Below are 20,761 nucleotides of genomic sequence, written 5' to 3' on the forward strand. Positions count from 1 at the left end.
GTGCGGGCGGGGTTCCTACTTCAAGAAGTCCGAGCAGACGTAGGGGCCCGACTCCCTGCCGCCGGACGGCACCACCGTCACCCGCACGTCGTCCGGCCGCGTACGCCCGCTCCTGTCGAGGACGGCACTGGCCCGCGCCAGGCTGCAGACCAGCTGGCCGGTGAAGTTGCGGTCGCTGAGGGAGGAGGGGTCGAGCGCCATGTCCGGTACGCGTACCGAGAGCCGGCCACCCCCGCCGGTGACGTCGAACCGCCCGCTCTCGACCCGGGTGGTGAGCCCGGCCCGCTGCTCCGCCTCCGTGGGCCCCGACATCAACAGCTTGATGACGGCCGCCGGTTCGGAGATCTCGACGGTCCGGGACACCCCTTCCAGCCGCCCCGCCTCCGACACGAAGTAGATCCGCAGCCCCTTGGTGAGCCCGCTCGCCGCCTCGCCCGCGTCCACCACCCCGGTGGGCCGCACCCCGCACGCCGCGAGGGACAGCGCGGCCAGGGCCAGCCCCAGTGCCCTGCGTACAAGAATCACCGTACGTCTCCCTCGCCCCGCCGCCACGGCACCCGCAACGTGAACACCGCCCCGCCGTCCGCCCTGTTGGCCACCTCGATCGTGCCGCCGTGCAGCCGCGCGTTCTCCAGGGCGATGGCCGTGCCGAGGCCGCTGCCCTCCGAGCGGGTGCGCGCGCTGTCCGCCTTGTAGAAGCGGTCGAAGACGTGGGGGAGGACCTCGGGCGCGAGGCCGGGACCGCGGTCGGCGACCTCGACGGTGACCCAGTCGCCCGCTGCCTCCACCGTCACCGTCACCGGTTCGGCCCCGTGCCGCAGCGCGTTGCCGACGAGGTTGGCGACCGCCACGTCGACGCGGCGCGCGTCGAGCACGGCGCGCGCCCCCGACGGGAGCCGCGCCTCGACCCGCGAGGTCCACCCGCGCAGCGCGAGCGTGTTCCGCACGGTGTCCGCGAGGTCGACCTCGCCGGGGTTGAGCCGGGCGGCGCCCGAGTCGAAGCGGGACATCTCCATCAGGTCGTCGACGAGCCGCGCGAGCCGCGCCGTCTCCGCGCTGACCGTACGGGCGGCCCGCGCCGCGTCCGGCGGCAGTTGCCCGGCGTCCTCGTCGAGCACGGTGGCGACCATCGTCATCGCGGCCAGCGGCGTCCGCAGCTCGTGCGAGACGTCGGCGACGAACCGCCGTGCCCTGGCCTCCTGTTCGCGCAGCTCGGCGACGGACGACTCCAGCGCGTCCGCGGTCTCGTTGAAGTCCCGCGCGAGGTCGGCGAGTTCGTCCCGTCCCTTGGGTACGCCGACGCGTGAGGAGAGGTCGCCGGCGGCGTGCCGCCGCGTGGCGCGCCCCAGCTCCCGGACGGGCCGCAGCACCGTGCGCGCGGCCAGCAGCGCGAGGACGACGGCGAGCAGCACGACGGGCAGCAGGCCGTCGCGCGCGGCGCCGAGGATCGCCGCCGTGTCGTCCTGCTCGGCGCGCAGCGAGGTGACGGCGAAGACGTCGAGCCCGGACGGCGGCCCGGACTCGAAGGTGACGGGCGTGCCCACGACCAGATAGGGGGCGCCGTCCCGGTCGATGCGCTGGAAGCTCATGCGGTTCCGCTCGCGTACGGCGTCGCGCAGCGAGGCGGAGATCAGAGAGCGGTCGGCGGAGGCGTCGGAGGACGCGGTCAGCGAGCGGTACCCGGCGACGACGACGGAGTCCCCGAGCCCGTCGGCGACGCCGACCGCGAAGCGGGTGAGGGAGACCTCGTCGGGCGGCACGGAGAGGTCGGGCGCGGCCTGGTCGACGCGGTTCTTGAACTCGGTCCGCACGGCGTCCTGTTTGCGCTCCAGGACGGCGTCGCGCGACTCGCGGTAGGCGAGCCCGGTGGCCGTCACCGCGCTGACCAGCGCGACGAGGACGAAGGCGACGACGAGCCGCACCCGCAGCCCACCCCAAGTCCACCGGACCCCACGCCACCGCACCGCCCCCGACCCGGAGTCGGCGCCACTCACTCCGGATCCGTCGGCACCCGCCCCGGCCCCGGCGCCACCCGGCCCGGAGCCGACACCGCCCGGCCCGGATCCGTCGGGACCCGCCCCGGCTCCGGCGTCACTCGGCCCGGAGCCGACACTGCCCGGCCCGGCTCCGGCGTCACCCACCCCGGATCCGTCGGCACCCGCCCCGGCCCCGGCGCCACCCGACCCGGAGCCGACACCACCCGGCCCGGCCCCGGCGCCATCCGCCCCCGACCCCGCGCCCCGCGCGCGTCCGCCCCGCCTCATACCGGCCCGACCTGCCCGACCTGCCCGACCGGCCCGAACCGATACCCGAAGCCCCGCACGGTCTGGACGAACACCGGCTTGGCGGGGACGTCCTCGATCTTGGCGCGCAGCCGTCCCACCGCCGCGTCCACCAGCCGTGAGTCCCCGAGGAAGTCGTGCTCCCAGACCGAGCGCAGCAGCTGTTCGCGGCTGAACACCTGGCCCGGTGACGCGGAGAGTTCGAGCAGCACCCGCAGTTCGGTGGGCGGCAGGGGGACGGGCGTGCCGCGCTTGGTGACGGTGAGGCCCGCACGGTCGATGACGAGCTGCGCGTACGTGTCCTCGCCGGGCCGCCGCCGCACCGGCTCGGCCCGCCGCAGCGCCGCCTTGATCCGCGCCTCCAGGACGGGCGCGGTCACGGGTTTGACCACGTAGTCGTCGGCGCCCGCCTCCAGGCCCCGCACGATGTCGCTGTCGTCGCCGCGCGCGGTCAGCATGACGACGGGGATCGTCGACCCGGTGGCGCGGATCCGGCGGCAGACCTCGAAGCCGTCCATGCCGGGCAGCATCAGGTCGAGCACGGCGAGTTCGACGCCCCGGCCGGCGGGCCTGGCCAGCAGGGCGAGGGCGTCCTCGCCGGTGGCGGCGGTGTCGACGGCGTACCCGTGGCGGCGCAGCACCAGCTCCATGCCGTCGCGCACGGACGCGTCGTCCTCGATCAGCAGCACATGGGGGACTCGGGGCATGCCGCCGATTATGGGCGAGGGTTTGCCCAGTTCAGGGCCGGTGAGCGGGGGGAAGGAACGGAACCGGCGCATTGTTACGTTCTCATCATGCGGCCATGGACCGGCCACCACATGGGGGCGGTTCGGTGAGGCCATGAGCAACCGCACCGGCACGAAGCCGGCCCCCCGCACAGGTACGTACACCCGCACCCGGCTGGCCGTACTCGCCGCCGCACCCGTCCTCGCGTTCGCCGTCGCCTGCGGGGGCGACGGCGGGGGAGCCAAGGACGAGGGGGTCGCGTCGGTCCCGGACACCCCGACGGCCGATGGCTCCTCGACCGGCAAGGGAAAGGGCGGCAAGGAGGGAGAAGGGGAAAAGGCGGCCCAGGGCAAGAGCGCGTTCTTCGACGCCCAGATGAAGTACGTCCAGTGCATGCGCACCAAGGGCGGCGTGAAGGACTTCCCCGACCCGAAGCTGAGCGGCTATCTCGACTGGCCCAAGATCGACGCGATCACCGACCCGAACGGCAGCGGCGAGGAGCAGAAGGGCGGCAAGGACGGCGTCTGCGCCCCCGAACTGCGCAGGGCGATGAACCTGGAACCCGAGCGCGACGAGCAGAAGGACTTCGAGTCGATGCTCGCGCACGCCAAGTGCATGCGGGACAACGGCGTCTCGAAGTTCACCAACCCCACGATGTCCGGCGGCAACGTCATCCCCGGCGGCGAGCCGAACCCGGCCGCCCCGACGTTCGACCGCGACTCGCCCGCGTACAAGGAAGCCCGCGAGGCCTGCGCGGACAAGCTGCTCGAAGGCCTGGACGGGATGCAGTGATGAGACGCCGTACGGGAATCGTGGCGGGCGCCGCCGTGGTGGCCGCCGCGGCCGCGGGTGCCGCGGCGCTCGCCCTCGGCGGCGGCGACGCGGGCGCCGAGGGCCGCGACGGCGACGCCCCGCCCGCCACCGCCACCGTCGTCCGCACGGACCTCGTGCAGTCCACGACGGTCGACGGGAGGATCGACTTCGCGGGGCGCCGCCCGGTGACGTCGCCGGTCGAGGGCACGGTCACGGTCGCCGCGCGGCAGGGCGCCACCGTCGCCCGCGGCCAGGCGCTCTATGAACGGGACGACAAGCCGGTGACGCTGCTGTACGGCCCCGTGCCCGCCTTCCGCGAGATGAAGCCGGGGGACCGCGGCAGCGACGTCCTGCAACTGGAGCGCAATCTCGTCGCGCTCGGCCACGGCGGCGGTCTGTACGTCGACCCGCGCTACGACAAGGCGACGGAGGCCGCCGTCAAGCGGTGGCAGAAGTCCCTCAACCGCACGCCGACGGGCCGGGTCGGCATGGGGGACGTGGTCTTCCAGCCCGAGCGGGTCAAGGTCGCCAGGGCGGACGCGGCGCTCGCGGACCGGGTCGGCCCGGACGCGGCCGTCCTCACGGTCGCCTCGACGAAACCCGTCGTACGCGCCGAACTCGACCAGGCCGACGCGTCGCTGACCGCGAAGGGCACGAAGGTCGAGGTCACGCTGCCCAGCGGCAGGACGGAGCCGGGCCGGGTCACCGGCACGGTGGACCCGGAGAGCCGGGACGGGGCCGAGGCCGGCGGCAGGAACGACGCCATCACCGTCGAAGTGACCCTGGACGCGGGCAGGTCGGCGGCGTCGGGCGAGGACGCCAGGGCGACGGCGAGCGTGCGGTTCGTCAGCGAGTCCCGCAAGGGGGTCCTCGCGGTCCCGGTCGAGGCGGTGGTCGCCCTGCGGGGCGAGAGCGGCGGCTACGGCCTCCAGATCGTGCGGGGCACGACGACCCGCATGGTGCGGGTCGAGACGGGCATGACGGCCGACGGAAAGATCGAGGTCAGCGGCGTGGACATCAAGGAGGGCACGAAGGTGGGGGTGGCGAGCGAATGACCGCGGACCATGTACCCGTACCCGTACCTTCGCCCGTGCAGGTTCCCGCACCCGGGGAGACCGCTCGCCCCACCACCCCCGTCGTCGAACTCCACGACGTGACCAAGCTCTACGCCGGCGGGGTGCACGCCCTCCGCGGGGTCGGCCTCACCGTGCGCGCGGGTGAACTCCTCGCGATCGTCGGGCCGTCGGGGTCCGGGAAGTCGACGATGCTCAACGTCATCGGCACGCTCGACCGGCCCACGTCCGGCACGGTCCGCGTCGCGGGACACGACATCGGCGCGCTCTCCGACAACAGCCTCTCCGCACTCCGTGCCCGCCACATCGGCTTCGTCTTCCAGCACTTCCACCTGGCGGCGGGCCGCGACGCGGTCGACAACGTGGCGGACGGACTCCTGTACGCGGGCGTGCCCCGCAAGGAGCGCCGGGCCCGCGCCCGCACGGCCCTGGAACGCGTCCGCCTCGGCCACCGCCTCGACCACACCCCCGACCGGCTCTCCGGCGGCGAGAAGCAGCGGGTGGCGATCGCCCGCGCCCTCGTCGGCGCGCCCTCGCTCCTCCTCGCGGACGAGCCGACGGGCGCGCTGGACTCGGCGTCCGGCGAGATCGTCCTGGAGATGCTGCACGAGCTGAACGGCACCGGCACGACGATCTGCGTGATCACGCACGACAACGACATCGCCGACGCGCTCCCGCGTCGCGTCCGTTTCCGCGACGGCGAGATCGTCGCCGACTCGGCCGTCCCGGAAGCGGGTCGCGGATGAGAACCATGAGGCGGATGAGAACCATGAAGGGGATGAGAACCATAGGAGGGAGATCCATAGGAGGGAGATCCCTCAGACCCTCACGGCTGTCCGCCCCCGACGTCCTCCGGGTCGGCGCGGTCGGCCTGCGTGCCCGCCGCACCCGGGTGGTCCTCTCCGCCCTCGGCATCGCGATCGGCATCGCCACGATGGTCGCGGTCGTCGGCCTCTCGCAGTCCAGCAAGTCGGACCTGATGGCGAAGCTCGACCGGCTCGGCACGAATCTCCTGACCGCCGAGGCGGGCAAGGACGTGGCGGGCAACGCGGCGCCGCTGCCCAAGTCGGCGGTGGCGATGGTGGAACGCATCGGCCCGGTCCAGTACGCCACGGCGACGGCGGACGTCGACGCCCGGGTCCGGCGCAGCGACGTGGTGCCCGAGGAGCGCACCGCCGGAGTGACCACGCAGGCGGCCCGCCCGGACCTCCTGCGGACCCTCAACGCCCGCGTCCGCGAGGGGACCTGGCTGAACAGGGCCAACGAAAGGCTCCCCGTCACGGTCCTCGGATCCGTCGCGGCGGACCGCCTGGGCGTCACGTCCCCCGGCGAGAAGATCATGATGAACGACACGTACGTGGTCGTCGTCGGCATCCTCGACCCGGTCGAACTGGTCCCGAACCTGGACCGCGTGGCGCTGGTCGGCTTCCCGGCGGCCGAACGCCTCTTCCGCTTCGACGGCCATCCGTCCACCGTCTTCGAACGTTCGCCGGACGCGACGGTCGAGGACGTGCGCGAGGTCCTGGCCCGCACGGCCAACCCCGCCGACCCGGACTCGGTGAAGGTCTCCCGGCCCTCGGACGCGCTGGCCGCGAAGGCGGCGACGGACAAGGGCCTGACGACCCTGATGCTCGGCCTCGGCGCGGTCGCGCTCCTGGTGGGCGGCGTGGGGGTGGCGAACACGATGGTGATCTCGGTCCTGGAGCGCCGCGCGGAGATCGGCCTGCGCCGCGCCCTCGGCGCGACGAGGAACGCGATCCGGCTCCAGTTCCTGACGGAGTCCCTGCTCCTGTCGGCCCTGGGCGGCGCGGCGGGCGCGGTGCTCGGCGCGGCGGCGACGTACGGATTCGCCCTGGCCCAGGGCTGGACCCCGGTGGTCCCGCCCTGGTCCCTGACGGCGGGCTTCGCGGCGACGCTCCTGATCGGCGTCGCGGCGGGCCTCTACCCGGCGATCAGGGCGTCCCGCCTGCATCCGACGGTGGCGTTGAGTTCGATGTGACCTCCGGTCCGGCACCCGCACCGCGACCGCCCACCGGGCCGCGGCCGCGAGCGAGACCGGAGGGGACGTGGCGGTATGTCCGCCCGGAGCACCGAGCGGGGGCCGGCGTCTTTGTCCGGGTGGCGGGGCGCAGGGATGGCGAGGACGGACATACCGCCGCGGCCCCGCCCTGCCGCGCACCCGAGGCGTCCGCACCCGAAGAGTCCCGACACCGCCCCCGCACGCCCGCCGGGCACCGGCCCGGCACGCCCGCCGGGCACCGGCCTCGCACCGGCCGCGCACATCCGCCTGGCATCGGCCCCGCATCGGCCCGGTCCATCCGCCTGGCATCGGCCCCGCATCGGCCCGGCGCGTCCGCCCGGCACCCGCCCCGCCCGCCCGGCACCCGCCCCGCACCGGCCCCTCACGTCTGCCCCGCACTCGCCCGCCCCCACCCCTCACCCCGTCCGATATGCCCCGTATCATCACAGAGTGACCTGGCTCCGAGCGCTGAAAGAGACGGCTCGCTCGGGCCTGAGCGTCGAGCGGAAGCGGCTCGAACCCCTCATCGCCCTGCGCGGCGCCGCGGGCCTCGCGATCATCATCGGCGTCAGCCTCAACCTCTTCGGCCCGGCCGTCGCCGCCAGCTCGGCGTTCGGCGCCTTCCAGGCCGCCATCGCCACGTTCCAGCGCAGCTGGCGCCCCCGCCCGGAACTCGCCCTGGCCTCCGGCACTAGCCTCGCCGTCTCCACGTTCCTCGGCTACCTCACCGGCTCCCACCTGCTCCTCTTCCTCGCCCTTCTCTGCCTGTGGACCTTCCTGGCGGGCCTGAGCTGGGCCGCGGGCCCGACCGTCGGCATCATCGCGTCGTCCAACGTCGCGATCATGCTGGTGACGGTCACCCTCCCCACCTCGGTGGCCGCCGCCGCGGGCCACGCCGCGATGATGATCGTCGGCGGCTGCGTCCAGGCCGCCCTGGTGATCCTCTTCCCGGTCCGCAGATGGGGCGCCCACCGGGACGCCCTGGCCGACGCCCTCGCGGCCGAGGCCGACTACGCCCGCAGGCTCCGCCACGACCCCGTGGCCCCCTTCGACCCCGAGCCCCTGATGGCCGCGCGCGACGCGGCGCGGATCACCCCGCGCCAGGCCCGCACCCGCCCCGCCGAACTCCACGGCGCCCGCGGCCTCGCCGAACGCATCCGCCCGGTGCTCGCCTCCCTCGCCGACCCGGCGGTGGGCGTCCCGCCCGAGGGCAGGGAGCGCGACAGGGTGCGCGAGATCCTCGGCGCGGCGGGCGCGGTGCTCGACGCGGCGGCGCGGGCGATCCGCCACGGCGAACCGGTCGAGGTCCCCCCGGCGGCCGTGGCGACCCTCAGGACCCCGGACACCGGCGCGATCCTCACGGGTCCGGCGTACCGGGCGGCCACCCGTCTCGGCGCGCTCCTGAGGGACGTACTGGAAACGGCGGGCACCCAGAGCCGCCCGGACCCGCCCCCCTCACCCGACCCTGCCCCCGCCCCCGAGAAGCACATCAGGACCCACCCCAAAACCCACTCCGACACCCAGCCGATCCCCCTCCTGCGCCCCACCCTCCCGGCCCTCGTCCCCGGCACCCTGCGCGCCATGCGGGCCGAGCTGCGCCACGAGTCGCCGGTCGCCCGGCACGCGATCCGCGTCACGTCGGTGGCCGCCGCGGGCTACCTCCTGGGGCACTGGCTCCCGCTCGGCCACGGATACTGGGCCCCCATGGCCTCCGTCATGGTGATGCGCCCGGACTTCTCCCAGACGTACTCACGCGCGGTGGCCCGCTTCGGCGGCACCCTCGTCGGTGTCGCGCTCGCCACGGGCCTGGTCCAGCTCGCCGACCCCGGCACGGGCCTGTCCGCCGCGCTCGCGGTGCTCTGCGCCGGGATGATGTACCTGCTGATGCGCACGGGCCAGGTGGCGGCGCAGGCCTGCGTGGCCGCGTACGTCGTGTTCCTGCTCGGCATGGGCGGCCAGCAGTGGACGCAGACCGTCCCGGAGCGGGTGGTCCTGACCCTGCTCGGCGGCGTACTCGCGATGATCGCGTACGCCCTCTACCCGGCGTGGGAGACCCCGCGCCTGCGCACCCGCCTCGCCGACTGGCTCGCGGCGGACGGGCGTTACGCCGCCGCGGTCGTCGACCACTACGCCCACCCCGCCGGCAAGGCCTGCCCCGACGTGCGCGAGGCCCTGCTCGCCGCCCGCGACGCCCGCGTCGCCTGGCAGGAGGCGCTGGGCCGGGCCAAGCACGAACCGGTGCGCCACCGCGGCCTGTCCCGCGCCGCGGCCGCCGACGCGGAGGAGGCACTGGCCCAACTGGGCCGCGTCGCGATGCTGATGGAGGCCCACCTCCCGGACCGCGACGCGACCCCCGTGCCCGCGGCGGCCCGCCTCGCCGATGCGCTGCGCACGTCGACCGAGCAGGGCGCGAAGGCGGTGCGGGAGCGCCGCGTCCCGAGGTGGGACGCGGTCCGGGAGGCCCTGGACGCGTGGGACGGCGAGGGCGTCCCGGACCGGGTGGTCCGCAGGGGAGCGGGCCTGCTCGTGGAGACCCTCGACGAGCTCTCCGACGCCCTGGACACGACACCGCCGCCGATGCTGGTCGACGGCTCGTCCACGAAGACCGCGGACGCGAACGGGCCGCGGAACCAAGAAGGTCCCGCGGCCCGCTGACGCACGAAGCCCGGCAGAGCCGAAGAGCCGAAGCCCGGCAGAGCCACAGGGCCGAAGCCCCGCAGAGCCGCAGAGCCAAACCCCGGCAGAGCCGAAGCCCCGCAGAGCCAAAATCCGGCAGAGCCGAAGCCCCGCAGAGCCGAAGAGCCCGGAGGCCCCCGGCCTCAGGACTGCGGCAGCCCCGCCGTCGGAAGTGCCTCAGGACTGCGGCAGTCCCGCCGTCGGCAGCCCCTCCGGCAGCTTGCCGCCCTCCGTCTTGAGGAACTCGTCCGTGCCGGTGCCCTCCCAGGCGACCTTCATTGACTTGCCGTTCACGGACTTGACCATCCCCATCGTGCGGTCCGAACTCCCCTTGGGGCATTTGAGGTTGATCATCTGCGAGCCCATCTCCTCGCCCGCGGTGCCGTTGCACAGCACGTCCTCGCCGAGGAGCGTGGCCGTCTTGCCCGTCACGGCGAGGGCGAGCGGCTTGCCGTCGGCGGTGGCGATCCATGTGCCTTCCAGGCTGCCGCCCTTGGATCCGGAGTCCGAGCCACCGGTCGAGCCGCCGGTCGAACCGCCGTCGTCCGACGTGTCGGACCCCCCGGAGGCGGACCCGCGGTCCTTCTTGCCGCCGCCACCGCCACCGTCCCCGTCGCTGCCGCACCCGGTCAGGGCAAGCGCCGCGGCGAGCCCCACCACGGCGGCACCGACCCGCACACGACGGACACTGCGGACGTTCGTACGCACGTGAAATCCCCCTAGAAAGACTGGCGTTGCCGAGGTCGTCCCCCGGCCAAATCGCGCGCCAAGCTACCAGGAGGACTTGCGCACCCCCGGCAGGTATCCGGCGTGCGCTTGCTCACGCAACCGCACCCTCGACAACCCGAAGGCCCCCACGTATCCGCGCGGACGTCCGTCGACGCTGTCGCGGTTCCGCACCCGCGTCGCGCTGGCGTCCCGCGGCTGGCGCGCCAACTCCCGCTGGGCGGCGAGCCGTTCGGCGTCACTGCTGCCGGTCCTGCGGATGATCTCCTTCAGTACGGCGCGCCGCGCCGCGTACCGCGCGACGATCAGGCGCCGCTTCTCGTTCTTCGCGATCTTGCTCTTCTTGGCCATGGTGACTCCCTCAGACCTTCGCGCCGCGGGCGCGGATCCTGGCGACGGCCGCCTCGACCCCGATGGCGTCGACCGTCCTGATCCCCTTCGCGCTGAGCCGCAGCCGCACGTACCGCCCCTCGCTCGGCAGCCAGTACCGCTTGCGCTGGACATTGGGGTCGAAGCGGCGGGAGGTCCGCCGGTGGGAGTGGGAGATGTGGTTGCCGAAGCCGGGCTTCGCGCCGGTCAGCTGGCAGTGGGCGGACAAGTGACGCACCTCTCGATCGCTGGGGGACACCCTCTATTGAAAACGGGAGTCATTTTCATATACTAGCCCCATGGCCCGCAACGAACTCCGCCCCGTCATCAAGCTCCGGTCCACGGCCGGCACCGGGTTCACGTACGTGACCCGCAAGAACCGCCGCAACGACCCCGACCGCCTCACGCTGCGCAAGTACGACCCCGTCGTGGGCCGCCACGTCGACTTCCGAGAGGAGCGCTGACCGCCATGCGCAAGGACATCCACCCGCCGTACGGCCCCGTCGTCTTCCGCGACAAGGCCGCCGGCTTCGCCTTCCTCACCCGCTCCACCGCGACCAGTGCCAGGACGGTCGAGTGGGAGGACGGCCGTACGTACCCCGTCATCGACGTCGAGGTCTCGTCCGCGAGCCACCCCTTCTACACGGGCACCGCGCGCGTGATGGACACCGCGGGCCGCGTCGAGCGCTTCGAGCGCCGCTTCGGGAAGCGCCGATGAGCGAGCGGGCCGCGCTGGACGTCGTGATCGTCGGCGGCCTCCACGCGGCCGCCCGTAGGGCGGCCGTCGACGGGATCCTCGCCGCCGTCCCCGACAGCGTGGCCCTCCATCACGATCTGTCGACCGCCGTGCGGGGCACCGTCGTGCGCACCGTGCGCGACGCCGCCGAGGTGCTCTCCACCGGCGACGCCCCGCTGGTCGACGACTGCGCCTGCTGCGCGCTCCGCGAGGACCTGGTGCCCGAACTGCGCCGCCTCGCGGACGCGGGCCTGACCCGGCTCGCGGTCGTGGAACTGTGGGACTCGGTCGAGCCCAAGGCGATGGCGGAGGTCATCGCCGCGCACGGCGGCGAGGGCATCCGGCTCGGCGGTGTCGTCACCGCCGTCGACCCCGCCCTGCTCCTGCCCTGCCTCGGCAACGGCGACGACCTCATGGACGCGGGGCTCGCCGCCGCCCCCACCGACCGGCGCACGGTCGCCGACACCTGGGCGCGCCAGCTGGAGTACGCCCCCGTGCTCGCCGTCGTGGACTCGGCCGAGGCCGACGACGAGGACCGCGCCCTGCTCGCCCAGCTCCACCCGACGGCGCGCCAGGTCCCGGTCGGCCACCCCGGCCTGGCGGTCGCCGCGCGCGCCGGCTTCGACGTCGAGGCCGCCGCCGCGGCGCAGCATCCGGCCTGCGCGCTGCTCCCGGCCGAGGCCGACGCGTGCGGTGTCGCCACCTTCGTGTGGCACCGGGAGCGGCCCTTCCACCCGGGGCGTCTTTACGACGCCCTGGAGGATCTGACCTGCGCGGCCGTCCGCAGCCGGGGCCGGTTCTGGCTGGCCGACCACCCGGACACGCTGCTCGGCTGGGACGCGGCGGGCGGCGCGCTCGGTGTCGAGGGCGCCGGGCCGTGGCTGGCCTCGCTGCCGGACGCCGCGTGGGAGATGGTCCCGCCGGTGCGCCGCGCGGCCGCCGCCCTCGACTGGCACCCGGAACACGGCGACCGCTGCAATCACCTGGTGTTCACCTCGCCGGGCCTGGACCGCGACGCGCTGGAACGGGTGCTGGAGTCCTGTCTGTTGACGGACGAGGAGTACGCCGCCGGGCGCGACGCCTGGAAACACCTGCCCTCCGCCTTCGACACCCTCCTGGAGGTCTGCTGAACGGAGCCCTTCGCTCCCCCTTTAGCGCACCGCGCCCGTTTTTTTCCGGCACTTTGACGGAACATAAACAGCGCGGTGCGCGTCCTTTTCTAGAGCACTGCGGATTTCGGCCCGGACGGCGAACTGGACGTACTGACAGACCTGTAACCAAGGGAACACCCCGCGTGCACGTGCATCTGCCCATGCATCGGCATGTGAACACAGCTATGATCCGGGACAGTTGACCACTGCATCTAGAGCCTCTAACGGCACTGCACCACCGGGGAGCGATCTGTGCACCACGCGTTTAACGGCATGGCGGCCACGGAGCTTCACGGGGTCGTCTGGCAGAAGAGCAGGCACAGCAACTCGCAGGGCTCGTGCGTGGAGTTCGCGAAGCTGCCGGGCGGCGACGTCGCCGTGCGCAACTCGCGCTTCCCGGACGGCCCCGCGCTCGTCTATACGCGCGCGGAGATAGAGGCGATGCTGCTGGGGATGAAGGACGGGGAGTTCGACCACCTCATCGGTGGCTAGCCCGGCGGCTCATCAATGACTGACCCGGCGGCTCGTCAGTGGCTGACCCGGGCGGCTCATCGGTGGCCGGCCCAGGCCCCTCGATCGGCGGCTAGCCCAGGCGGAACAGCGCCCAGACCACCTTGCCGCGCAGCGTGCCCGCGAGCGGGTGCCAGCCCCAGCTGTCGCTGAAGGAATCCACCAGGAACAGCCCGCGGCCGGACTCCGCCGCGAAGTCCTCGTCGGTCTCGCGCGCGACCGGGCTCTCGTCGCTGGGGTCGCGCACCGCGCACACCAGACGCGAGGCCCAGAACATCAGGTGCAGCCGCACCGGCGGGTCCTGCTGTTCGCGTGGGGTGTCCGCGGGCAGCGCGTGCCGCAGCGCGTTGGTCACCAGTTCGGAGACGACCAGGGCGATGTCGTCGAACCGCTCGTCAAGGTTCCACTGGCCCAGCGTCTTCCGGGTGAACTGTCGCGCGCTGCCGACCGCTTCGTAGCGGGCGGGGAGGGCGACGGAGGCCGAGCTGGAGACCGCCGAGGGATCGAGCGGAGGAAGCCCCTGCCTTAACGGCTCGAGCATGGTCGATCCATTCGTCCCCATGCGAGGCACTCCCCGGTTTCGCGGTACATAGCGATGGAGCGGTGGCGCGGTCGGTCGCCGATGGTGCGGTGGTACGCGTCGGTACAACAGTGGCGCGTGGACCATGGTTCCGAATGCGTACGGCAGATGCAAGGGCAGATGCACGTGCACGCGCCGGACTTGGTGGCTCCCGTGCCCTTTCTTGCCCATTTCTTCCTACGGTTTCTTGTGGAGAGCTTTCGGAGGCTTTCCCTTTCTGTAACCGAACGAGTACGGCCTGAAGCGTTTAATGGCAGACTGCTGGCTTCCAGTCGATGGGGAGGATTGAGCGAAGTGACCGCAGGGGAGTCGAGCGGCTCGGTGGTACGGCGCATCCTGCTGGGGTCGCAGCTCCGGCGCCTCAGGGAATCCCGCGGCATCACCCGCGAAGCGGCCGGATACTCCATCCGCGCCTCCGAATCGAAGATCAGCCGCATGGAGTTGGGACGGGTGAGCTTCAAGTCCAGGGACGTCGAGGACCTCCTGACGCTGTACGGGGTCACGGACGAGGCCGAGCGCGGCGCGCTCCTCTCGCTCGCCAAGGAGGCCAACCTCACCGGCTGGTGGCACAGTTACTCGGACGTGCTGCCCGGCTGGTTCCAGACCTATGTCGGTCTCGAGGGCGCGGCCTCGCTCATCCGCGTCTACGAAGTCCAGTTCGTCAACGGTCTGTTGCAGACCGAGGCGTACGCCCACGCGGTGGTCGCCCGCGGCATGAAGGGCGCGAGCAAGGCGGAGATCGACCGGAGGGTCGCGCTGCGCCTGGAGCGTCAGAAGCTCCTCGCCTCCGAGCACGCGCCCCGCTTCCACTGCGTCCTCGACGAGGCGGCGCTCCGACGCCCTTATGGCGACCGGGATGTGATGAGAGGTCAGATCCAGCACCTCATCGAGATCTCCGAGCGCCCGAACGTCACGCTCCAGGTGATGCCGTTCACCTTCGGCGGGCACGCCGGCGAGAGCGGCGCGTTCACCATGCTGAGCTTCCCGGAGTCCGACCTCTCGGACGTCGTGTACGTGGAGCAGCTCACCGGCGCGCTCTATCTCGACAAGGCCGAGGAAGTCGCCCAGTACGAGAGAGTCGTGGCCCAGCTCCACAAGGACAGCCCCGATCCGGCGGACAGCCGGGATCTTCTGCGTGGTCTACTCCAACTCACCTGAAACATAAGTACTATGACGTGAGATCAGGTGTCAGCTTCCGTTTGCTTCCGTCTGCTGCCGCGGCAAGGGGTCCGTCTCATGTCCTTCTTCACTGACCTGGCTCACCAGTACATCGACGGTGAGTGGAAGGCCGGATCGGGCTCCTGGGACATCATCGACTTCAATCCGTACGACGGGGAGAAGCTGGCGTCCATCACCGTCGCCACCGCCGACGAGGTCGACGAGGCCTACCGCGCCGCCGAGCGCGCGCAGAAGGAGTGGGCCGAGACCAACCCGTACGCCCGGCGTGCGGTGTTCGAGCGGGCCCTGCGGATCGTCGAGGACCGCGAGGAGGAGATCACCGAGGCGATCATCGCCGAGCTGGGCGGCACCCGGCTCAAGGCGGCCTTCGAGCTCCACCTCACCAAGGAGTTCCTGCGCGAGTCGGTCAACCTGGCGCTGCGCCCCGAGGGGCGGGTGCTGCCCTCGCCGGCGGACGGCAAGGAGAACCGCCTCTACCGCGTCCCGGTCGGCGTGGTGGGCGTCATCAGCCCCTTCAACTTCCCGCTGCTGCTGTCGATCAAGACCGTCGCCCCGGCCCTGGCCCTCGGCAACGCCGTGGTCCTCAAGCCGCACCAGAACGCCCCGGTGGTCGGCGGCAGCCTGCTCGCCCGGATCTTCGAGGAGGCGGGCCTGCCGGCCGGCCTGCTGAACGTGGTGATCACGGACATAGCCGAGATCGGTGACGCCTTCATCGAGCACCCCGTGCCGGGCGTCATCTCCTTCACCGGCTCGGACCGCGTGGGCCGCCACGTCGCCACGGTCTGCGCCTCGCACTTCAAGCGCTCGGTCCTGGAGCTGGGCGGCAACAGCGCGCTGATCGTCCTGGACGACGCCGACATCGACTACGCCGTGGACGCGGCGGTCTTCAGCCGTTTCGTGCACCAGGGCCAGGTCTGCATGGCCGCCAACCGCATCCTCGTGGACCGTTCCGTGGCGGCGGAGTTCACCGAGAAGTTCGTCGCCAAGGTCGACTCGCTCACGGTGGGCGACCCGGCCGACCCCGCCACGCACATCGGCCCGCTCATCAGCTCCTCGCAGGCGGACGCCGTCTCGGCCGTCGTCGAGCAGGCGATCGCGTCGGGCGCCAGGGCGCTCCTGCACGGGCAGACGGACGGCAACCTGGTCGCCCCCTCGGTCCTGACGGACCTGCCCGCGGGCTCCCCGGTCCTCGGTCAGGAGATCTTCGGCCCGGTCGCGCTGCTGGTGCCCTTCGACGGCGAGGACGAGGCGGTGCGGATCGCGAACGACACCCCGTACGGCCTGAGCGGCGCGGTGCACACGGGGGACGTGGAGCGCGGTGTGCGCATCGCCAAGCGCGTGCGGACCGGCATGATCCACGTCAACGACGGCACGGTGCACGACGAGCCGATCGTGCCGTTCGGCGGCGAGAAGAGCTCCGGGGTGGGGCGGCTGAACGGCGAGGCGACCGTGGACGCCTTCACCACCCAGAAGTGGATCTCCGTGCAGCACGGCAGGTCGCGCTTCCCGTTCTGAGCGTTCCCGGAGCCGCCGCGTCCGCGGTGTCACCCCTTCCTTCGTGTCGCGAGCCCTTGCGGACAGAACCTGACCGCAAGGGCTCGTAGCGTTCGTGGTGTCGGGAGGAAAGCCCGGCGGAACCAACTCCCCTCGGGAAAGGCGGACATCATGGTCACGCACGTGAACGCGGAAGCCCGTGGCGACGAGCGCGGCGCCCTCATCGCCTTCGTGGAGGCCCAGCGCGGCGGTCTGCGCCGCTCGGTCCTCGGCCTGAGCGACGAGCAGGCGAGCGCCCGCCCCAGCGCCAGCGAGCTGACCCTGGGCGGCCTCGTGAAGCACGTCGCGGAGACGGAGCTGAACTGGCTGCGCATGGCCCAGCAGAAGCCCAACGAGAAGGCCCGCACCCAGGAGACCTGGGGCGACAGCTTCCGCCTCGTGGAGGGCGAGACGGTGGCCGACATGCTCGCCTTCTGGGACGGCGTGGCCCGGGAGACCGAGGAGTTCATCCGCGCGGTGCCGAGCCTCGACGACACCTTCCCGCTGCCCCCGGCGCCGTGGTTCCCCAAGGACGGCGCGGTGTCGATGCGCTGGCTGATGCTGCACCTGGTCGAGGAGATCGCGCGGCACGCGGGCCACGCGGACATCGTCCGTGAGTCCCTGGACGGGAAGACGGCCTTCGAGCTGGTGGCGCAGGAGCAGGGCTACCCTGGTCAAAGTTGATGAGTGTGCGGCCCGGCGGCGGGTGCGCGGGCCCGAAAGGTGCGGTGAATGTCGGCGATCCGGCTCCTGGTTCTCGGCGCGGTCCGCCAGCACGGCCGCGCCCACGGCTATCAGGTCCGCAACGACCTGGAGTACTGGGGCGCCCACGAGTGGTCCAACGCCAAGCCGGGCTCGATCTACCACGCGCTGAAGCAGCTGGCCAAGCAGGGTTTCCTGCACGCGCACGAGATCGCCCCGTCCACCGCGGGCGGGCCGCCGCGCACGGAGTACGAGATCACGGACCAGGGCACCGAGGAGTTCCTGAGCATGCTCCGCGGTGCCCTCGTCACGTACGACCAGCGGCCCGACATGCTCACCGCGGCCCTGGGGTTCATCGTCGAGCTGCCGCGCGAGGAGGCGCTCTCGCTGCTCCGGGAGCGCGTGCGCGTGATCGAGGGGTGGCGCAAGGGCGTCACGGAGTACTACACGCCCGAGGACGGCCCCGGACAGCTCGGCCACATCGGCGAGATCATGAACTACTGGGTGCACACGGCCGACGGCGGCGTGGAGTGGGCGCAGGGGCTGATCGAGCGGATCGAGGGCGGCGCCTACACCTTCGCGGGCGAGGGCGAGCCGTTCGTCGGGGTGCTCGCCGAGGGCGAGGAGAACCCCTACGCGACGGGCGAGGCGCACGCCGGGGACCACCGCTAGATCCGAGCCGGACCGCCGCTGGATCCGCACCGGACCGCCGATGGGTCTGTGGCGAACCACCGCTAATCAAGTTTGACGAATGGCTTCGGCTCGATTACCTTCGCCCGCCTAGTCAAGTTTGACTACATGATCACGACGGGCAACGGGATCAGCGAGGGGAGCCGGATGACGGACGCGATCGTCGTCGAGGGTGCGCGCAAGGCGTACAAGGAGAAGAGGGCGCTGGACGGCCTCGACCTGCGGGTCGGCCGCGGCACGGTGCACGGCGTGCTCGGGCCCAACGGCGCGGGCAAGACCACGGCCGTACGGGTGCTCGCCACCCTGCTGCGGCCCGACGCGGGGCGTGTGGAGGTCGCGGGGCACGACGTGCGGCGCAGGCCCGACGAGGTGCGCGGGCGCATCGGTCTGCTCGGCCAGCACGCCGCGCTGGACGAGGAGTTGAGCGGCCGGCAGAACCTGGACATGTTCGGGCGGCTCCATCACCTGGGCGCCCGCCACGCGCGCGTGCGGGCCGACGAGCTCCTGGAGCGGTTCGGCCTCGCGGACACCGGCCGCAAGGCCGTCAAGCGGTACAGCGGCGGCATGCGGCGCCGCCTCGACCTCGCGGCCTCGCTCATCACGGAGCCCGAGGTGCTGTTCCTGGACGAGCCCACCACGGGCCTGGACCCGCGGGGCCGCGCCGAGGTGTGGGACTCGGTGCGCTCGCTGGTCGGCGGCGGCACGACCGTACTGCTGACCACGCAGTACCTGGAGGAGGCGGACCAACTGGCCGACCGCATCTCGGTGATCGACCAAGGCCGCGTCATCGCGGACGGCACGGCGGACGACCTCAAGGCGAGGCTGGGCGGCGACCGGATCGACGTGGTCGTGCGCGACGCGTCCCAACTGGCGCGCACGGCCGCGCTGCTGCCGCACGGCGCCGTGGTGGACGGGGACCGCCGCCTGGCGTCCGCGCCGGTGACGGACCGCATGGAGGCCCTCACGTCCGTCGTGCGGGCGCTGGAGGACGCCGGCATCGAGGCCGAGGACGTGGCCCTGCGCAGGCCCACGCTGGACGAGGTGTTCCTGAGCCTGACGGGACGCACGGACGAGGGCGGGCCCGGGGATCGTACGGACCGTGTGAAGGAGGCCGTGTGAGTACGCCGGTGAGCTGGGCCGTGACGGATTCCTGGACGATGACGCGGCGCGAGCTGGCCCACTGGGCGCGCCAGCCCGTGCAGGTGGTCGTCGGACTCGTCTTCCCGGTGATGCTGCTGCTGATGTTCAACTACCTGATCGGCGGCGGCAAGGGCATCGCGGGGGACTACGCCGAGTTCCTGGTGCCCGGCATGTTCGCGCTGACCATGGCCTTCGGTCTGGACGCGACGATGGTCGCGGTCACCGAGGACCTGAACAAGGGCGTGATCGACCGGTTCCGCTCGATGCCGATGACCGACGGGGCCGTCCTGGTGGGGCGCTCGGTCGCGGACATGCTGCAGTCCTTCGCCGCGCTCCTGGTCATGATCGGGGTCGGGCTCGCCATCGGCTGGCGCTGGCACGGCTCGTTCGGCGCGGCGCTCGGGGCGGTCGGGCTGCTCCTGCTGCTGCGGTTCGCGATGCTGTGGATCGGCATCCACCTGGCGATGGTCGTGGGCCGACCGGAGCTGGTCACGGCCGTGCAGATCCTGGTCTGGCCCATCGGCTTCTTCTCCAACGCCTTTACGGTGCCGCAGAACATGCCGGACTGGCTGGGCGCCGCCGTCGAGTGGAACCCGATGTCGGCGACGGCCACGGCGGTGCGCGACCTGTTCGGCAACGACCCGGGGGTGGTGGGCACCTCCTGGGCGGCGGAACACGCGGGGCTCCTGGCGGTGCTGTGGCCCGTGGCGCTGGTGGGGGTATTCCTGCCGTGGGCGGTGCGGAGGTTCAGGGCGCTGAGCGGGTGACGGCGGCGCCCGGCGCGGTCCTCGGGCGTGCGGGCTTGCACCTCACGTGACGTGAGGACGCAGGCTGAACCGCGTACAGAGAAGAGAGGGCGGAAGCCATGGGCTACTCCGTGGGACAGGTCGCCGGTTTCGCCGGAGTGACGGTGCGCACGCTGCACCACTACGACGAGATCGGTCTGCTCGTGCCCGGTGGGCGCAGCCACGCGGGTCACCGGCGCTACAGCGACGGCGACCTGGACCGGTTGCAGCAGATCCTGTTCTACCGGGAGCTCGGCTTCCCCCTCGACGAGGTGGCGGCCCTCCTGGACGACCCGGACACGGACCCGCGGGACCACCTGCGCCGGCAGCACGAGCTGCTGACCTCCCGGATCGAGAAGCTCCAGGAGATGGCCGCCGCCGTCGAGACCGCCATGGAGGCGAGAAGAATGGGCATCAACCTCACGCCCGAGGAGAAGTTCGAGGTCTTCGGAGACCACGACCCCGACCAGTACGCGGACGAGGTCCAGGAGCGCTGGGGCGACACCGAGGCGTATCGCGAGTCGCAGCGCAAGGCCGCCGCGTACACGAAGGACGACTGGAAGCGGATCAACGACGAGTTCACCGCGGTCCACGCCCACATGGGCGACCTGCTCGACCGGGGGCTGGCCGCCGACTCCGTGGAGGCGATGGACGGCGCCGAGGAGCACCGTCTGTTCATCTCGCGCCACCACTACACGTGCGGGCACGAGATGCACACGTGCCTCGGCGAGATGTACGTCGCGGACGCGCGGTTCACGGCGTTCTACGAGGCCATCCGGCCGGGGCTCGCGGTCTACATGCGGGACGCGATCCTGGCGAACGCGGCGCGCGGCGGCCGGGGGAGCGCCGAGGAGGACGCCGCCTCGTGACAGGACGGGGCGGCGGGCCGACACTGCGGGTACGCACCGGCTTCAGGAGGCGTCATGTCCAAGCTGTTCTCCCGCGTCAAGCGGTTCGCCCGCAGCTCCGAGGGGAAGCGGGCCGTCCGTGAGGCCCGCCGCGCGTCGTCCGACCCCAGGCGCCGGGCCGAGGCCAAGCGGCTGATCGGCAGGCTGCGCGGGAAGAAGTAG

24 protein-coding genes are annotated in these 20,761 nt (G+C 72.5%); 17 read left to right on the forward strand and 7 right to left on the reverse strand.

Features of this window, described 5'->3' with window-relative positions:
- Window positions 1-15: 15 nt before the first annotated feature.
- The 3 genes from AB0L89_RS27715 to AB0L89_RS27725 form a co-directional block, all read right to left on the reverse strand.
- On the reverse strand, window positions 16-525 hold the full coding sequence (locus AB0L89_RS27715; protein ID WP_365146292.1) for a hypothetical protein: 510 nt from the start codon (window positions 523-525) through the stop codon (window positions 16-18).
- The gene (locus tag AB0L89_RS27720) at window positions 522-1,994 is read right to left on the reverse strand and encodes a HAMP domain-containing sensor histidine kinase (RefSeq protein ID WP_365146295.1); all 1,473 of its coding nucleotides are present in this window, start codon (window positions 1,992-1,994) and stop codon (window positions 522-524) included. Before AB0L89_RS27720 ends, AB0L89_RS27715 begins: the two co-directional genes overlap by 4 nt.
- A 266-nt stretch (window positions 1,995-2,260) precedes the next feature.
- On the reverse strand, window positions 2,261-2,989 hold the full coding sequence (locus AB0L89_RS27725) for a response regulator transcription factor (RefSeq protein WP_365146298.1): 729 nt from the start codon (window positions 2,987-2,989) through the stop codon (window positions 2,261-2,263).
- 133 nt (window positions 2,990-3,122) lie between these two features.
- Between AB0L89_RS27725 and AB0L89_RS27730 the strand changes: the two genes are divergently transcribed.
- The 5 genes from AB0L89_RS27730 to AB0L89_RS27750 all read left to right on the forward strand — a co-directional run bounded on the left by AB0L89_RS27730 (window position 3,123) and on the right by AB0L89_RS27750 (window position 9,569).
- Window positions 3,123-3,800 (forward strand): hypothetical protein, encoded by a 678-nt coding sequence (locus AB0L89_RS27730; protein WP_365146301.1) that lies wholly within the window; start codon window positions 3,123-3,125, stop codon window positions 3,798-3,800.
- Entirely contained in the window at window positions 3,800-4,876 is a 1,077-nt protein-coding gene (locus tag AB0L89_RS27735) for a peptidoglycan-binding protein (RefSeq protein ID WP_365146304.1), read from the forward strand. The genes AB0L89_RS27730 and AB0L89_RS27735 overlap by 1 nt, the downstream gene beginning before the upstream one ends.
- Window positions 4,877-4,911: 35 nt before the next feature.
- On the forward strand, window positions 4,912-5,640 hold the full coding sequence (locus AB0L89_RS27740) for an ABC transporter ATP-binding protein (protein WP_365146307.1): 729 nt from the start codon (window positions 4,912-4,914) through the stop codon (window positions 5,638-5,640).
- Window positions 5,641-5,672: 32 nt separating this feature from the next.
- Window positions 5,673-6,893 (forward strand): ABC transporter permease, encoded by a 1,221-nt coding sequence (locus tag AB0L89_RS27745; protein WP_365146310.1) that lies wholly within the window; start codon window positions 5,673-5,675, stop codon window positions 6,891-6,893.
- A 471-nt stretch (window positions 6,894-7,364) separates the two neighbouring features.
- Window positions 7,365-9,569, forward strand: a complete 2,205-nt coding sequence (locus tag AB0L89_RS27750) for an FUSC family protein (RefSeq protein ID WP_365146313.1) — start codon at window positions 7,365-7,367, stop codon at window positions 9,567-9,569.
- 198 nt (window positions 9,570-9,767) lie between these two features.
- On the opposite strand, the gene AB0L89_RS27755 is transcribed toward AB0L89_RS27750, so the two are convergent.
- From AB0L89_RS27755 to rpmB, 3 genes are all read right to left on the reverse strand, one after another.
- Window positions 9,768-10,298: a hypothetical protein gene (locus AB0L89_RS27755; RefSeq protein WP_365146316.1), complete on the reverse strand. Its 531-nt coding sequence runs from the start codon at window positions 10,296-10,298 to the stop codon at window positions 9,768-9,770.
- 63 nt (window positions 10,299-10,361) lie between these two features.
- Entirely contained in the window at window positions 10,362-10,667 is a 306-nt protein-coding gene (gene rpsN, locus AB0L89_RS27760) for a 30S ribosomal protein S14 (protein WP_365146319.1), read from the reverse strand.
- A 10-nt stretch (window positions 10,668-10,677) separates the two neighbouring features.
- Window positions 10,678-10,914 carry a 50S ribosomal protein L28 gene (rpmB, locus tag AB0L89_RS27765; RefSeq protein ID WP_365146322.1) on the reverse strand — a complete coding sequence of 79 codons (237 nt, stop codon included), beginning with the start codon at window positions 10,912-10,914 and terminating at the stop codon, window positions 10,678-10,680.
- Between the two features lie 70 nt (window positions 10,915-10,984).
- On the opposite strand from rpmB, the gene rpmG reads away from it, so the two are divergent.
- The 4 genes from rpmG to AB0L89_RS27785 all read left to right on the forward strand — a co-directional run bounded on the left by rpmG (window position 10,985) and on the right by AB0L89_RS27785 (window position 13,064).
- Window positions 10,985-11,149, forward strand: coding sequence for a 50S ribosomal protein L33 (gene rpmG / locus AB0L89_RS27770; RefSeq protein WP_033321692.1), 165 nt, complete (start codon window positions 10,985-10,987; stop codon window positions 11,147-11,149).
- 5 nt (window positions 11,150-11,154) lie between these two features.
- Window positions 11,155-11,403, forward strand: coding sequence for a type B 50S ribosomal protein L31 (locus AB0L89_RS27775; RefSeq protein ID WP_365146326.1), 249 nt, complete (start codon window positions 11,155-11,157; stop codon window positions 11,401-11,403).
- Window positions 11,400-12,551, forward strand: a complete 1,152-nt coding sequence (locus AB0L89_RS27780; RefSeq protein WP_365146329.1) for a GTP-binding protein — start codon at window positions 11,400-11,402, stop codon at window positions 12,549-12,551. The genes AB0L89_RS27775 and AB0L89_RS27780 overlap by 4 nt, the downstream gene beginning before the upstream one ends.
- A gap of 273 nt (window positions 12,552-12,824) precedes the next feature.
- Window positions 12,825-13,064 carry a DUF397 domain-containing protein gene (locus AB0L89_RS27785; RefSeq protein WP_223775964.1) on the forward strand — a complete coding sequence of 80 codons (240 nt, stop codon included), beginning with the start codon at window positions 12,825-12,827 and terminating at the stop codon, window positions 13,062-13,064.
- A gap of 91 nt (window positions 13,065-13,155) precedes the next feature.
- Here the strand turns inward: AB0L89_RS27785 and AB0L89_RS27790 are convergent, their stop codons facing one another.
- A complete protein-coding gene (locus AB0L89_RS27790; RefSeq protein ID WP_365146333.1) occupies window positions 13,156-13,644 on the reverse strand; it encodes an ATP-binding protein in 489 nt (162 codons plus the stop codon).
- A gap of 312 nt (window positions 13,645-13,956) precedes the next feature.
- Between AB0L89_RS27790 and AB0L89_RS27795 the strand changes: the two genes are divergently transcribed.
- The 8 genes from AB0L89_RS27795 (at window position 13,957) to AB0L89_RS27830 (ending at window position 20,761) form a co-directional block, all read left to right on the forward strand.
- Complete coding sequence (locus tag AB0L89_RS27795) at window positions 13,957-14,820, forward strand: helix-turn-helix transcriptional regulator (RefSeq protein WP_365146336.1); 864 nt, start codon at window positions 13,957-13,959, stop codon at window positions 14,818-14,820.
- A 78-nt stretch (window positions 14,821-14,898) separates the two neighbouring features.
- The gene (locus tag AB0L89_RS27800; protein ID WP_365146339.1) at window positions 14,899-16,356 is read left to right on the forward strand and encodes an aldehyde dehydrogenase family protein; all 1,458 of its coding nucleotides are present in this window, start codon (window positions 14,899-14,901) and stop codon (window positions 16,354-16,356) included.
- 150 nt (window positions 16,357-16,506) lie between these two features.
- A complete protein-coding gene (locus AB0L89_RS27805) occupies window positions 16,507-17,058 on the forward strand; it encodes a DinB family protein (RefSeq protein ID WP_365146342.1) in 552 nt (183 codons plus the stop codon).
- Between the two features lie 48 nt (window positions 17,059-17,106).
- Window positions 17,107-17,748, forward strand: a complete 642-nt coding sequence (locus AB0L89_RS27810) for a PadR family transcriptional regulator (RefSeq protein WP_365146345.1) — start codon at window positions 17,107-17,109, stop codon at window positions 17,746-17,748.
- Window positions 17,749-17,913: 165 nt separating this feature from the next.
- Window positions 17,914-18,885 (forward strand): ATP-binding cassette domain-containing protein, encoded by a 972-nt coding sequence (locus AB0L89_RS27815; RefSeq protein ID WP_365146577.1) that lies wholly within the window; start codon window positions 17,914-17,916, stop codon window positions 18,883-18,885.
- 38 nt (window positions 18,886-18,923) lie between these two features.
- Window positions 18,924-19,673 carry an ABC transporter permease gene (locus AB0L89_RS27820; RefSeq protein WP_365146580.1) on the forward strand — a complete coding sequence of 250 codons (750 nt, stop codon included), beginning with the start codon at window positions 18,924-18,926 and terminating at the stop codon, window positions 19,671-19,673.
- 98 nt (window positions 19,674-19,771) lie between these two features.
- The gene (locus AB0L89_RS27825) at window positions 19,772-20,560 is read left to right on the forward strand and encodes a MerR family transcriptional regulator (protein ID WP_365146348.1); all 789 of its coding nucleotides are present in this window, start codon (window positions 19,772-19,774) and stop codon (window positions 20,558-20,560) included.
- Between the two features lie 54 nt (window positions 20,561-20,614).
- Window positions 20,615-20,761, forward strand: coding sequence for a hypothetical protein (locus AB0L89_RS27830; RefSeq protein WP_365146351.1), 147 nt, complete (start codon window positions 20,615-20,617; stop codon window positions 20,759-20,761).

Source organism: Streptomyces sp. NPDC052114, from assembly GCF_040680155.1.
Classification (GTDB): Bacteria; Actinomycetota; Actinomycetes; order Streptomycetales; family Streptomycetaceae; genus Streptomyces.

Coding starts and splice junctions, on each gene's coding strand:
- AB0L89_RS27735 (WP_365146304.1), top strand. CDS start 3,800: ATGAGACGCCGTACGGGAATCGTGGCGGGCGCCGCCGTGGTGGCCGCC.
- AB0L89_RS27745 (WP_365146310.1), top strand. CDS start 5,673: ATGAGAACCATAGGAGGGAGATCCATAGGAGGGAGATCCCTCAGACCC.
- AB0L89_RS27830 (WP_365146351.1), top strand. CDS start 20,615: ATGTCCAAGCTGTTCTCCCGCGTCAAGCGGTTCGCCCGCAGCTCCGAG.
- AB0L89_RS27730 (WP_365146301.1), top strand. CDS start 3,123: ATGAGCAACCGCACCGGCACGAAGCCGGCCCCCCGCACAGGTACGTAC.
- AB0L89_RS27810 (WP_365146345.1), top strand. CDS start 17,107: ATGTCGGCGATCCGGCTCCTGGTTCTCGGCGCGGTCCGCCAGCACGGC.
- AB0L89_RS27780 (WP_365146329.1), top strand. CDS start 11,400: ATGAGCGAGCGGGCCGCGCTGGACGTCGTGATCGTCGGCGGCCTCCAC.
- AB0L89_RS27775 (WP_365146326.1), top strand. CDS start 11,155: ATGCGCAAGGACATCCACCCGCCGTACGGCCCCGTCGTCTTCCGCGAC.
- rpmG (WP_033321692.1), top strand. CDS start 10,985: ATGGCCCGCAACGAACTCCGCCCCGTCATCAAGCTCCGGTCCACGGCC.
- AB0L89_RS27725 (WP_365146298.1), bottom strand. CDS start 2,989: ATGCCCCGAGTCCCCCATGTGCTGCTGATCGAGGACGACGCGTCCGTG.
- AB0L89_RS27825 (WP_365146348.1), top strand. CDS start 19,772: ATGGGCTACTCCGTGGGACAGGTCGCCGGTTTCGCCGGAGTGACGGTG.
- AB0L89_RS27820 (WP_365146580.1), top strand. CDS start 18,924: ATGACGCGGCGCGAGCTGGCCCACTGGGCGCGCCAGCCCGTGCAGGTG.
- AB0L89_RS27790 (WP_365146333.1), bottom strand. CDS start 13,644: ATGGGGACGAATGGATCGACCATGCTCGAGCCGTTAAGGCAGGGGCTT.
- AB0L89_RS27815 (WP_365146577.1), top strand. CDS start 17,914: ATGACGGACGCGATCGTCGTCGAGGGTGCGCGCAAGGCGTACAAGGAG.
- AB0L89_RS27805 (WP_365146342.1), top strand. CDS start 16,507: ATGGTCACGCACGTGAACGCGGAAGCCCGTGGCGACGAGCGCGGCGCC.
- AB0L89_RS27800 (WP_365146339.1), top strand. CDS start 14,899: ATGTCCTTCTTCACTGACCTGGCTCACCAGTACATCGACGGTGAGTGG.
- rpsN (WP_365146319.1), bottom strand. CDS start 10,667: ATGGCCAAGAAGAGCAAGATCGCGAAGAACGAGAAGCGGCGCCTGATC.